This window comes from Pseudomonas umsongensis (assembly GCF_012647205.1).
In the GTDB taxonomy this organism is placed as follows: domain Bacteria; phylum Pseudomonadota; class Gammaproteobacteria; order Pseudomonadales; family Pseudomonadaceae; genus Aquipseudomonas; species Aquipseudomonas umsongensis.
Genome location: NZ_CP051487.1, coordinates 402,743 through 415,708, shown reverse-complemented (window position 1 = coordinate 415,708; position 12,966 = coordinate 402,743). Strand labels below are relative to the sequence as shown.

At 58.5% G+C, this 12,966-nt stretch carries 11 protein-coding genes, 1 tRNA gene and 1 pseudogene; 7 read left to right on the top strand and 6 right to left on the bottom strand.

Annotated features, from left to right (window positions below; genetic code table 11):
• Positions 1-82 precede the first annotated feature (82 nt).
• Positions 83-158 (top strand) — tRNA-Phe (locus HGP31_RS01865).
• A 161-nt stretch (positions 159-319) separates the two neighbouring features.
• Here HGP31_RS01865 and HGP31_RS01860 read toward each other — a convergent pair.
• The 4 genes from HGP31_RS01860 to HGP31_RS01845 all read right to left on the bottom strand — a co-directional run bounded on the left by HGP31_RS01860 (position 320) and on the right by HGP31_RS01845 (position 5,880).
• Entirely contained in the window at positions 320-1,699 is a 1,380-nt protein-coding gene (locus tag HGP31_RS01860; protein WP_083350008.1) for an APC family permease, read from the bottom strand.
• A gap of 183 nt (positions 1,700-1,882) precedes the next feature.
• Positions 1,883-3,265, bottom strand: a complete 1,383-nt coding sequence (locus tag HGP31_RS01855) for an aspartate aminotransferase family protein (RefSeq protein ID WP_020795744.1) — start codon at positions 3,263-3,265, stop codon at positions 1,883-1,885.
• A 48-nt stretch (positions 3,266-3,313) separates the two neighbouring features.
• Positions 3,314-4,111, bottom strand: coding sequence for a helix-turn-helix transcriptional regulator (locus tag HGP31_RS01850; protein ID WP_110751939.1), 798 nt, complete (start codon positions 4,109-4,111; stop codon positions 3,314-3,316).
• Between the two features lie 278 nt (positions 4,112-4,389).
• Positions 4,390-5,880: an aldehyde dehydrogenase gene (locus tag HGP31_RS01845; protein ID WP_168757089.1), complete on the bottom strand. Its 1,491-nt coding sequence runs from the start codon at positions 5,878-5,880 to the stop codon at positions 4,390-4,392.
• A 243-nt stretch (positions 5,881-6,123) separates the two neighbouring features.
• Between HGP31_RS01845 and HGP31_RS01840 the strand changes: the two genes are divergently transcribed.
• Positions 6,124-6,318, top strand: a complete 195-nt coding sequence (locus HGP31_RS01840) for a hypothetical protein (RefSeq protein WP_080725268.1) — start codon at positions 6,124-6,126, stop codon at positions 6,316-6,318.
• A gap of 147 nt (positions 6,319-6,465) precedes the next feature.
• On the opposite strand, the gene HGP31_RS01835 is transcribed toward HGP31_RS01840, so the two are convergent.
• Positions 6,466-6,912 (bottom strand): hypothetical protein, encoded by a 447-nt coding sequence (locus tag HGP31_RS01835; RefSeq protein ID WP_033038923.1) that lies wholly within the window; start codon positions 6,910-6,912, stop codon positions 6,466-6,468.
• Positions 6,913-7,173: 261 nt separating this feature from the next.
• On the opposite strand from HGP31_RS01835, the pseudogene HGP31_RS01830 reads away from it, so the two are divergent.
• From HGP31_RS01830 to HGP31_RS01815, 4 genes and pseudogenes are all read left to right on the top strand, one after another.
• Positions 7,174-8,225, top strand: a pseudogene (locus HGP31_RS01830) (PDDEXK nuclease domain-containing protein).
• Positions 8,226-8,287: 62 nt separating this feature from the next.
• A complete protein-coding gene (locus tag HGP31_RS01825; protein WP_168757088.1) occupies positions 8,288-9,250 on the top strand; it encodes an alpha/beta hydrolase family protein in 963 nt (320 codons plus the stop codon).
• 38 nt (positions 9,251-9,288) lie between these two features.
• Positions 9,289-9,705: a hypothetical protein gene (locus tag HGP31_RS01820; protein WP_033038928.1), complete on the top strand. Its 417-nt coding sequence runs from the start codon at positions 9,289-9,291 to the stop codon at positions 9,703-9,705.
• Positions 9,706-9,711: 6 nt separating this feature from the next.
• Positions 9,712-10,164: a hypothetical protein gene (locus HGP31_RS01815; RefSeq protein ID WP_168757087.1), complete on the top strand. Its 453-nt coding sequence runs from the start codon at positions 9,712-9,714 to the stop codon at positions 10,162-10,164.
• Between the two features lie 71 nt (positions 10,165-10,235).
• On the opposite strand, the gene gabP is transcribed toward HGP31_RS01815, so the two are convergent.
• Positions 10,236-11,627: a GABA permease gene (gabP, locus tag HGP31_RS01810; protein WP_020795752.1), complete on the bottom strand. Its 1,392-nt coding sequence runs from the start codon at positions 11,625-11,627 to the stop codon at positions 10,236-10,238.
• Positions 11,628-12,190: 563 nt separating this feature from the next.
• Here gabP and HGP31_RS01805 point away from each other — a divergent pair.
• A complete protein-coding gene (locus HGP31_RS01805) occupies positions 12,191-12,964 on the top strand; it encodes an ABC transporter ATP-binding protein (protein ID WP_007972784.1) in 774 nt (257 codons plus the stop codon).
• Positions 12,965-12,966: the final 2 nt, after the last annotated feature.

Below are 12,966 nucleotides of genomic sequence, written 5' to 3'. Positions count from 1 at the left end.
GATCGTAAGCGACGGTAATAATTAAATTTTTTTGATAACTTGCTTGACGACCCTCTGAAAAACCCGTTTAATGCGCCCCGTTGCCCAGATAGCTCAGTCGGTAGAGCAGGGGATTGAAAATCCCCGTGTCGGCGGTTCGATTCCGTCTCTGGGCACCACCTTCCGTTTTCAGGTGATGCCAAGCACACCTGGAAGCACACAAAAAACCCGCCTAGTGCGGGTTTTTTGCTTTTCAGGGTTTGTACCCTTGCATGCCCCCGTGAAAGCTTGGCAAGCGATCACAAGGGGCGGCTGGAGTAGCCCGGCCTCAGCAGTCCGCTCACTCCGCCATCTGCAACTCCGGCAGCTTCATCCGGAACCCACGCGTAACGCCCATCAAACAAAGTAACCCTAACCCCATCCAGCCAAGACCAATCATGAACGACATGCTGGACAGGCTGGTCCACAGCCAAATGGTGCTGAGGAAGCCCAGGGCCGGCACCAGGCCGTAGATCAGGCAATTGCGCAGGCCGCGCATCTTCTGGTCGACGAGGTAATGCTTGATCACCGCCAGGTTCACCGCTGAAAACGCGAAGAGTGCGCCGAAGCTGATCATGTTGGCCACGGTATCCAGGGTGATGAACAGGGCAATCAGCGAAAACAGGCTGACCAGCATGATCGCCGTGGCCGGCACCCGCTTCTTCGAGACCAGCCTGCCGAACACCCGCGGCAGCGCACCGTCCCGACCCATGGCGAACAGCACCCGGGAGACGCTGGCCTGGGAGACCATCGCCGAGGCAAAACACCCGGCCACGTAGGTGGCGGTAAAGGCGGTCACCAGCAGTTCACCCCCCACGCGGCGCATGACGTCCAGCGACGCCGAGTCCGGGTCGGCAAAGGTGTTCCATTGTGGATAGACCATTTGCGCGAAATACGAAACAAGGACAAACAGCAGGCCTCCGAGCAGGCTCACCACCATGATGGCGAGGGGGATGAGACGCCGCGGGTTGGGCGTCTCCTCGGCCATGGTCGACACGGCGTCGAAGCCGAGGAAGGACAGACACAGGACTGCTGCGCCGGTCATGATCAGCGGAACGCTGAAGCCCTCGTGATGGAAGGGTGCGAGCAACGAAACCGGCTCCGACTGATCCCCCAGGTTATGGATCGACAACGCCACGAACACGACGATGAAGACCAACTGGACAACCACGAGCAGCAAGTTGACCCGGGTGATGGATTCGATACCGATCAGGTTAAGGAAGGTCACCAGGGCAATGGAGCCAACCACCCACACCGCCGCGGGAACTGCGGGGAAGTATTCGGACATGTAGATGCCGATCAGCAGATAACTGAGCAGCGGCAGGAAGATATAGTCCAGCAACAAGGTCCAGCCGGCCATGAAGCCAAAGTAGCTACCGAAGGCCTTACGCGTATAGGAGTACACCGATCCCGAATACGGATGTGCCTGCACCATGCGTCCGTAGCTGTAGGCAGTCAGCAGCATGGCGGCAAGGGTCAGCAGGTAGGCGGTAGGCAAGTGGCCCTTGGTCATCTGGGTCACCAGGCCATAGGTGGTGAACACCGCCAGCGGGACCATGTACGCCAGGCCGAAGAGGACCAGAGCGGTAAGACCCAGGGATTGTCGAAACCTGCCAGGCGAAACCGATTCCGATGGGGAGTGATGGGAAGGAGTGTCGGCCACGCTTGTTATTGTATTCATTGCTGACTCCTGAAAATTTGAATGCAGGACGCTGCGGTATCCGAAGAACGGTTACCGTTAGTGAATGATCTGCTGAAGGGTGGGCTGCCCGATTTCCGACAGCCACTTGTTCAATCGATAGGCATACAGGGCGATGCAACGCTGTTGATCACCGCCCCGAGCATGCCTGGCCCACAGATGAGCTCAGAGCTTTCCCGCGATCCGTGCAGTGCGGTCTACCGCGATTCGGGTCTTTTCAACCAGCTCGTCCAGCTCCGCGCGCGTTGCCACAAGTGCCGGCGCCATGATCATGCGGCCCAAGGTCGAACGAATGATCACACCCTCTTCAAAACCAAAGGTGCGGCACTGCCACGCCAGATCGTTTTCGTTGGTGAAGCGTTTGCGCGTAGCCTTGTCCTCAGCGAACTGCAAGGCCGCGACGAGGCCCGCGCCCTGGATCTCGCCGATCATCGGGTGGTTGCCAAACACTTCGCGCAGGATCCGCTGCAAGTACGGTCCGGTATCCTCCTTCACCTGGCGCACGATGCCTTCGTCACGCAACGCCTTGAGGTTGGCGAGCGCGACCGCGGCCGCGACCGGGTGTCCGGAATAAGTCAGGCCGTGGGCGAAGACGCCGCCCTGCTCCACCAGCGCATCGGCAATGCGCTTGCCCAGCACCAGGCCACCCATCGGCACGTAACCGGAAGTCAGGCCCTTGGCGATCGACAGGGTGTCCGGCTCGAAACCGAAATACTGGTGTGCGAACCACTCGCCCGTGCGACCAAAACCACCGATCACTTCATCGGCACACAGCAGCACATCATATTGGCGGCAGATGCGCTGGATTTCCGGCCAGTAGCTCTCGGGCGGGAAGATCATGCCGCCAGCGCCCTGGAAAGGCTCGGCGATAAAGCCCGCGACATTTTCGGCACCCAGCTCAAGAATCTTCTCTTCCAGTTGCAGGGCACAGCGACGACCGAACTCGGCCGGGGTCAGCTCGCCGCCCTGGGCGTACCAGTAAGGCTCATCGATGTGCGCGACGTCTGGAATCGGGCCACCCATCTCGTGCATGAACTTCATCCCGCCCAGCGCGGTGGCTGCCAGGGTCGAACCGTGATAACCGTTCCAGCGGCCGATCATGATTTTCTTCTGTGGCTTGCCAACGACCTGCCAGTAACGGCGAACGGTACGGATCAGCACCTCGTTCGCTTCGGAGCCGGAGTTGGTGTAGATGACGTGGCTGTAGTGACCCGGCAGCAGGCTGAACAGCAGCTCGGACAGCTCGATCACCGCTGGATGCGTGGTGTGGAAGAACATGTTGTAGTACGGCAATTGGTCCATCTGCGCAGCCGCCGCGGCGGTCAGGTCCTTGCGACCGTAGCCGAGCTGGGTGCACCACAGGCCCGACATGCCGTCCAGGTAGCGCTTGTCATCGTTGTCCCAGAGATACAGTCTCTCGCCGCGTACCATCACTCGAGGGCCTTCGGCATTGAGCGCCTTCTGATCCACAAATGCATGGATATGGTGGGCGGCATCGGACTTCTGATAATCCTGAGTCTGCCGTTTCGGTTCGAAGGGTGCATTCATGGCTTTTTTCTCTTTTGTTGGTAGTCACGCGAGGGGGAGCAAGTCCGTTCAGCGGCTCTTGCTCATGTAGCTTTCAAGCGGGTCTTTGCTGAGCACGCCCTGGGCTTCGGCCAACGAATCGATGAACAGTGAGAACAATTCCGATTGCGTGCCGATGTCGAGCTTGCAGTAGACGTTTTTACGGTGAGACTTGATGGTGTCCTCCGACACCCCCAGGCGCTCGGCCAGGGAGCGGGTCGAATGGCCACGCAGGATCAGTTGGGCGATTCGGCATTCGCGCTCGGTCAGGATCGACGAGCCGAAGTTATCCAGTGCCGAGTGGATGCGCTGCTCCAACAGGTTTTCGAAACGAGCGCCGCGCGTGTCCAGGCCGACAAAATGCTTTTTCAGCAAGGTCAGGACCCAGGGCGCAATGCGCTTGAACTGCTGCGTCGTGGCGGCGTCCAGTTTTTCCGTGAACGCCAGCGAGACAGCCAGGCTCAGCCCGGGAGACAACTGCAGGATGTAGTTCAACTCATCCTGAAGGTGCGAGTGCCGATAGAACGACTGGTAGTACTCGCTGAGTTCGAAGTGGTCGGGAGCGACCTCGGCGAGGTCATAGCAACCGGAGCTGAAGCCTTCCACACAGGCACCGTAGAACGGGTCGAGCAGGTAGAACCCGGACAGGTACTGACGCACATTGCCTTGCGGCAACCAGGGGCCGTCGAGTTCGAACAGTGCGCTGGGCATGCCGCCATGCGGATACTGGTACAGCGTCGTCGCCTGAATGGGCCAGATACAGCCCAGGGTTTCGAACAGCGTCGCGGTGAATCCCGGTTGACCGATACTCTCGGTCACCTTGGCCATCTGTTCGAACCATTGCGCAGAAACAAACCGATCGTTTTCCACTTCAAAGACTCGCCAAAAGAACGGTTGGGAACGACACGAGGTGACTGGTGCCGGGGTTGAAATGATGTTCCCACGCTCGGAAAACTGCCGATATCACCCGATAGGGTGAGTCGACCAAAGGGTGCCAAACGGCCGCCCAAGATGCCCCACAAGCAGGAAAAGCACGCCACTCCGAGGAGTGCGTGCGGTCGGGTTTTCCCCTGCCACGCCTTGCGACGTGGCCTATGGAAGCGGTGTTAACGAAGCTGGAACCAAGTGGTTTTAAGTTGCGTGTACTTGTCGAATGAATGGAGGGAAAGATCGCGCCCGAAGCCGGACTGCTTGCCGCCACCGAAAGGAATGGCGACATCCAGTGCATCCATGGTGTTGACCGAGACAGTCCCGGCTTTCAATGCCCGTGCCACACGATGAGCGCGGTTCAGGTCATCGCTCCAGACTGAGGCGGCGAGACCATAGATGCTGTCGTTGGCCAACTCAATCGCCTCCTCCTCGGAGTCGAAGGCACTGATGGCCAGCACTGGACCGAAAATCTCCTCACGCGCCAGGCGCATGTTTCTATCCACGCCAGCGAAGATCGTCGGCTGGATGAAGTTCGAAGAGCCATTGATCGTCAGGCGTTCGCCGCCTGCCAGGAGTTTCGCGCCGTCACCATGTGCCTGTTCGATCGCCTGCATGATACGAGCGGCTTGCTCGCTATCCACGATCGCACCGGCTTTGCTTTCAGGGTCCAGCGGATCACCGGGCAGCCAGGCCCGAGCCTTGGCGATCAAGCGCTCGACGAATTCATCATGGATAGAACGTTGCACGTAGAGCCGAGAGTTGGCCGAGCAGACCTCGCCCTGATTGAAGAAAATGCCGAACGCGGCTTTTTCCGCAGCCAGGTCCAGGTCCTGGCAGTCTTCGAAGACCAGGTTCGGGCTCTTGCCGCCGCACTCCAGCCAGACCTGCTTGAGGTTGGACTGCGCCGAGTACTGCATGAAATATTTACCGACCTGGGTCGAACCGGTGAACACCAGGCAGTCCACATCAGGATGCAGGCCCAGGGCCTTGCCAGCGCTTTCGCCCAGGCCGGGGACAACGTTCAACACCCCTTTCGGGATGCCGGCTTCGAGCGCCAGTTGACCCAGGCGCAAGGCCGAGAACGGCGATTGCTCGGCGGGTTTGAGGACCACGCTATTACCGGCGGCCAATGCCGGAGCGAGCTTCCAGGCCGCCATGTCCAGCGGGAAGTTCCATGGCACCACGGCAGCAACCACCCCCAGTGCCTCGCGAGTGATGGTGGCGAGGGCATTGCGCGCGGTGGGCGCGACCTGATCGTAGAGCTTGTCCAGGGCTTCACCGTACCAGGCGAACACACTGGCCGCGCCAGGCACATCGATGTTGTAGGCATCCATGACCGGCTTGCCCATGCTCAGCGAGTCAAGCAATGCCAGCTCCTCGCGGTTGGCCAGGAGCAGTTCGGAAAGCCTGATCAGGATCTTCTTGCGCTCCACCGGAGCCATGTGAGCCCACGTTCCCTCTTCGAACGCCTGGCGAGCCGAACGTACCGCAAGATTCACTTCATCCTCGCCGCATGCCGCGACACAGGCCAGCCGCTGATTGGTCGCCGGATTGATCACCTCGAAAGTCGCCCCCGAGGCGCACGCGACCGGCTGCCCTGCGATCAAGGCATTTTCAATGAATGTTTGGTGGGCAGCCCGCTGCTGCCAGTAGTTGAGATCGAGCACACGCTACTCCCATGCCGACCGCCGATACGGTCAGTTTTTATTGGTTTCGCAGGATCATGCTCGACTCTCGCAGCGGGGAAAAATAGTAAAAATGTGCTCGGTCCCCAAGAAAAAACTGGGTAGTGCCGAGGGGCTGAGGCATCAGGCAAGATTCAGTTTTTTATTCTGGGGTTCCTTCCAGTTGCGCCAACTCTTCATACAGTGTTTTAGGATTCCTCTCATAGAGGGCAAGCGCTTACCTCATTGAAACTATCGCAGCAGCAAATCTGCCTGCATGCATTCACGTTCCAATGTAAGGAAGCAGCTATTGAACACGCTACTGATGCCGACCTGATCGTCGCCCCTCGCTATGAAGTGCATGAAGAAAACTACTTCATCTTCAAGAAAGTCTCCGTCACGGTAAAAGGCAACAAGGGCAATATCCGCAGCATCCGCTAACACATCCCCCAGGTGTTTGTTCAGCAAACCATCCATCGCGCGTTTGCACACCGCAAACTCTAGCGCACGGTGCTCCGCAAACAGCTGTGGAGCCAGCTGTTTGCGGATGTGAGAGTTGAGGAATTCGCCGCAAGCCTTACGACACGGCTAACTATCACTCCAGTGAAATACCAGGTTGCGCGCAGCCCCCGAGCCAACATCCGCGGTATCACGTCGCTCCTGACCAGCACGCGATGCAACGACCGTGTACTTGCCAGGCGGCAGCTGAACGTAAACCAGCGGACCTGCCTCAGTCAGGGTCAACACACTTTTCCCCTGCGCGTTTTGAATGGCGACATTGACATCCGGAATGTATTCATTACCTACACCGACGGAGAATGTCATATGCAGGTTGTAACCCTTGGTTTGCTGGATGGCCTTCGCCTCATCTTCACCGATACCACCGGACAGGTAGGCAATTCCGTTTTGTTCCTGGCGTTGGACCTGCACACCCGAAGTGTCGATCGGCTCAAGGTTGGCGGCCTGCGCAACAGGATTCATCAACACGCCGAAAGCGACAAAAAAGGGCAGGAATAGTGACTGCACGTACTTCATGATGACGCCTCCCGGGTTCCGCGGAACCCAATCGTTACCTAATTTTGATTTCCGGCGCGGTCGTCATGTTTTAGAACGATTTGTACTTGAATGCGCTACGAAACGTACTACACGCATCGCTCCATGACCCTTCACTACTATCAGCCAGGTCCTGCCCACTAAACCGGCAGGTCCTCCGGATTTCTCAGAGGAGCCCTGCATCATCACCCCATAGTCTCTTGCCATTCTCTTCTGCCTGTTAAGCCAACCGCGGAAGACTTCATGAGCGCCCTCATACCGGATGACACGCAAGACCCACAAATCACCTCACTGCTTGGCAATCTTGGTGAATTGATTCGCCAGGCGCGACATAAGGTGTTGCGAGCGGTCGATACTGTTCAAGTGCAAACCTGCTGGCAGATCGGTCGGCATATTATCGAGTTTGAACAAGAAGGGGCTCGGCGTGCGGGCTACGGAAAACAATTGCTTTCGACCTTGGACAAGGTACTGACAACGGAGTTTGGCAAGGGCTTTGACACCTCCAACCTTCGTTACATGCGCCTGTTCTATCAAGCATTCCCAATTTGTGACGCACTGCGTCACGAATTGAGCTGGACCCATTATCGCAGGCTGCTGCGGGTCGACAGCGATAGCGCCCGCCTTTGGTACATGAACGAATCTGCTACCCAGAACTGGTCAAGCCGAGCACTGGAGCGCCAGACAATACCCTGTACTACGAACGCCTTTTGGCAAGTCGCGATCGCTGTGCCGTCAGGCAGGAAGCAACCACCAATATTCAGCAAATGAAGACCAGTCCTCGGCATTTCATCCGAGACCCGGTTGTGCTGGAATTTCTTGGCTTGCCCAGCGCCGGCAGGCTTCAGGAAAGCGAGATCGAGCAGGCCCTGATCGAACAACTGCGAGGCTTCCTGCTCGAACTGGGCAAGGGCTTTGCCTTCATCGCCCGCCAACAGCGCATCAGCACCGATAGCAAGGACTTCTACATTGATCTGGTCTTTTACAACTACCTGCTCAAGTGCTTCGTCATCTTCGATATAAAGCGCGGTGAATTGACCCATCAGGATGTGGGCCAGATGGACATGTATGTACGCATGTACGACCACCTCAAGCGCGGAGAAGAAGATAGCCCCACCGTTGGCATCATTCTCTGCGCGCAAAAGGATGAGTCCGTCGTTCGTTACTCAGTGCTGGAGGGTAATGAGCAATTGTTTGCCAGCAAATACCAACTGGTACTGCCGAGCGAGGAAGAATTGCGTGCAGAACTGGATCGAGAGCGGGCAGTGCTTGAAGAGCGGCTTCATCGGGAGCCATGATGGATTGTTCATACACGGTGCGAGGACTATTGTAGGCAGCTACCCGCAAAGGTCCGACGCCAATGAATTTGCAGGACGCCCCCTCACTCGCCCCGACTCAAATCGAGCTGCCACTGACGGCGGGCACTTCGGGCGAACCGTTCAAGCAAGCTGCCGCCGACGGTTTCATCCTTGGCGGCTTCATCTGGCGGCATGCGCGGCAGGACACTTCCCGGGCAGTGGTCATCATCAACGCCGCCACCTCAGTCCGCTGCCGACACTACTCGCGTTTCGCCGATTACCTGTTTGCCAACGGCTTCGATGTCATCACCTACGACTACCGCGGCATTGGCGAATCACGGCCAGCGTCTATGAAAGGACTGAAAGCGACCTGGTCCGACTGGGGCGCCCTGGACTTCGAGGCGATGCTCAAGCGCGTACAGCGTGACTTTCCCGGCCAGCCGATCGACGTGGTCGGTCACAGCTTTGGAGGCTGCGCAGCGGGCTTGGGTGCATCCGGCCAGCTCATTCGCCACCTGGTAACGGTCGGCGCGCAATTCGCTTACTGGCGCGACTATGCACCCGCTCACCGCTGGCGGATGTTTGCCAAGTGGCACGTGGTAATGCCGGTGGTGACGAGGCTGTGCGGATATTTTCCCGGCAAACGCCTCGGCTGGCTGGAAGACACCCCGGCCGGTGTAGTCCAAGACTGGAGCACGCCCACCGCTCGTTACGAAAAGCGCCCCAGCGGCCAGGACAGCCATGTCAGGAACTTCGCTGCGGTCACCGCGAAAACCCTGGCGATCAGCATCAGCGACGATCCCTACGGCACAATCCCCGCCATCGAACGCCTGCTCCGCTACTTCACTGGCAGCACAAACACCCACCTGCGCATAACCCCCGAAGACATCGGCGAACAAGAAGTTGGACATTTCGCCTTTTTTCGCAGCGCATACCAAGCCACACTATGGCCCATCGCACTGTCCTGGCTGCAAAACGGCGAGCTGGCCCCCGGTACACCCGGGCAAACAGTGCCACGCAACTGAGCCACCAGCCCTTTTCAACGAAATACGGAACGACGCCCATGGCCTCCGCCAACAAGCAGCACAAACGCGCCTCCCGCGCCAAGGCCAAGGCCAAGCAAAACCGCACCCAGCGGGCTGCCGCACCGGTCGAGCTCGACCCGAACGACGACCGCATCGATTTTGAATCGGTGGACCTGACCGAATTGTTCAAGAAAATGATCGACGCCGAGAAGATCAGCCAGCAAGCCATGTGCGCGGCCTTCCTCGAAGACCCGTTGCTGGAACTGGTGTACGAGCAGGAAGGCGAAGAAGGCGCGATGGACTTTATCCTCGCCGCACTGATTGAATATCGCCAATGGTCGGCCGAAACCGACGAAGCGGGCGCCCTGGCGTGGATCGAATCACCAGCCTTCCAGGCTGACTACGTGGCGGCGTCCGACGCCATCGCGGCACAAACCCAACAGAAACCGAACTGAGTTCCCATGGCCTCCCTGAACAAGCAACAGAAACGCGCAAAACGCGCAAAAGCCAAAGCCAAGCAAATCAATATCCACGGCAGAAAACCCGCCGCGCTGGACGATGACCTTGGCGAAATCGGCGAGCCGATCCCGGACTACACCCTGGCAATGTTCAGCAAAATGCGCGATGCCGAAGCCATCAGCCGCAAGGAAATGCTTGCCGTGCTGCTGACGAATCTCGCCTTCATCATCATCGACCATCCAGAACTGCTGGACATGGAAAACGCCGATGACGAAGGCATGGCCGCCACTCACCTGGCCGCCGATATGCTGATCGACTACCGCATGTGGTCCGACGGCATGGACCGCGACGCTGCCCAGGCATGGCTGAGCGAGCCACAGTTCATCGCCGATTTCAGCGCAGCACTGGATGTCTACCGCGAGTCGCTGGAAACGCCGGAAGAAAAAGCCGAGTAACGGTTACGCCTCAAACAAAAACGGCCGCTTGTCATCACTGACAGCGGCCGTTTTGCGTTACGCGGTATGAATCAGTTCAACACCACCGCGCCACCTTTTTCCAGCTTGCGACGGCGAGCCACCAGCAAACCAGCAGCCACCACCAGCACGCTGAGCAGGCCAGTCGCGAGGATTTCCACACGATGAGCTTCCTGGAACAGCATGATGGTCAAGGCACCGACGATGAAAATGATCACCGCGTAGGTCAGGCCCGGGAACAACCACATGCTGAAGACGATTTTCTCGCCGCGAGCCATACGCTGCTTGCGCATGCGCAGTTGCGAGATCGCAATTACCAGGTACACCAGCAGCGCAATGGCGCCGGAGCTGGCCAACAGGAACTCGAACACCGCAGCCGGGGCCACGTAGTTGGCGAAGGTTGCCAGGAACGCAGCACCAGTGGACAGCATCACCGCCCAGTAAGGGGTGCCGCTTTTGTTGGTGCGAGTAGACATGGCCGGCGCATCGCCGCGCTTGCCCAGGGAGAACAGCATGCGCGACGAGGTGTACAGCGCCGAGTTCAGGCAGCTGGTCACGGCGACCAGTACGACGATGTCGACGATCATCTTGGCGTTAGGAATACCCATGCGCTCAAGCACGGTCTGGTAGGAGCCCAGGCTCGCCAGCACCGGATCGTTCCAAGGCACCAGGGCCACGACGATGAAAATGGATACGAGGTAGAACAAGCCGATCCGCCAGATCACCGAGTTGGTGGCCTTGGAGATTTGCTTGCCAGGGTTCTTCGATTCCGCGGCCGCAATGGTCACGATCTCGGTGCCCATGAAGGAGAACATGGTGGTCAGGATGGCGCCCAACACCGCGCCCATACCGTTTGGCAGGAAGCCCTGGGTGTCGAACAGATGGGAAACGCCGCTGACCTGGCTGCCCGGCAGGAAGCCGAAAATGGCCATGACGCCCAGAACGATGAAGCCGATGATGGCCAACACTTTGATCAGGGCAAACCAGAACTCGAACTCACCGTAGTTCTTCACGCTGAACAGGTTGGTCACGGTCAACAGCATCGTGATGACCAAGGCAAAGGCCCAGATATCCACACCTGGGAACCAGGCGTGCAGGATGGTTGCGGCGGCGTTGGCTTCCAACGGAATCACCAGGACCCAGAACCACCAGTACAGCCAGCCGATGGTGAAACCGGCCCAGTGACCAATCGCGCGATCGGCGTATGTCGAGAAGGAGCCCGTGTCCGGCGAGGCAACAGCCATTTCACCGAGCATGCGCATCACCAGCACTACCAGCATGCCGGCGGCGGCGTAAGCCAGAAGCACGGCCGGGCCTGCTGCAGCGATGGCGTGGCCCGAGCCAACGAACAGGCCGGCGCCGATAACCCCGGCGATCGACAGCATGGTGACATGCCGCGGTTTGAGCCCCTGTTCGAGGCCGTTAGAGCTTTGGATACTGCTCATTGAAACTACCTTTGTAAGGAAAAGCGAATGCATGCATCCCGCTTGTGTTCCTTCTTGTAAAAAGAAACAAACGGGGCGTTCCGGAATCTGCACGCAATAATTGCGCCAAAATGTTTCAAAGCCGTCTAGCTCGGGAATTTCATCCTGACCGGACAGTCATCGCAAGCCATTGATATTAATGGCACTTTGCCAAAGCGTTACCCTGCGACTCACTTTAGGAGCAATCCAGCGCACCGGAAACACACGTAGAAATTCCTCGATGCACGATAAAAGGGCAGATCCGGCACCTTTGGCCCTTTAGCGCTTCCAACCCCCCGCCAAAGCTGGCAACATCGCGCCCTTTTTTACGCGACAGCCACCGCGCTTTTGTCTGAAAGCAGGGTTCAAACGGCTGTTCGGTTGTTGATGGGGCGACAGTCTGCTGTACCGATGCGACAACCTGCCACATACCACCCGTTTACTGCCCGTAGCGCTGTTGGCTGCCCTTGAAACGCTATGCTAGCTTGGCCGCCTCGCCAGGAAGGCCACCAACAGCAGGAGCGAATACACAATGAGGAACGCACATGGCTGAGGCCACGCCCGCGCTTGAAATCCGCAACTTGCACAAACGCTACGGCTCGCTGGAGGTACTCAAGGGTATCTCGCTGACCGCCCGCGACGGCGACGTGATCTCGATCCTCGGCTCCTCCGGTTCCGGCAAGTCCACGTTCCTGCGTTGCATCAACCTGCTGGAAAACCCACACCAGGGTCAGATCCTGGTGGCCGGCGAGGAACTCAAGCTCAAGGCCGCGAAGAACGGCGAACTGGTCGCTGCCGACGGCAAGCAGATCAACCGACTGCGCAGCGAAATAGGTTTTGTATTTCAAAACTTTAACCTGTGGCCGCACATGAGCGTGCTCGACAACATCATCGAGGCCCCGCGCCGCGTGCTTGGCCAGAGCAAGGCCGAAGCCATCGAAGTCGCTGAAGCCCTGCTGGCCAAGGTCGGCATCGCCGACAAGCGCCACGCCTACCCGGCGCAATTGTCCGGCGGCCAGCAACAACGTGCGGCCATCGCCCGCACCCTGGCCATGCAGCCCAAGGTCATCCTGTTCGACGAGCCCACTTCCGCGCTTGACCCGGAAATGGTCCAGGAAGTACTTAATGTCATCCGCGCACTGGCCGAAGAAGGCCGCACCATGCTGCTGGTCACCCATGAGATGGGCTTTGCCCGTCAGGTTTCCAGCGAAGTGGTGTTCCTCCACCAGGGCCTGGTAGAAGAGCAAGGATCGCCACAGCAGGTGTTTGAAAACCCGCTTTCGGCGCGCTGCAAACAATTCATGTCCAGCAACCGCTAACG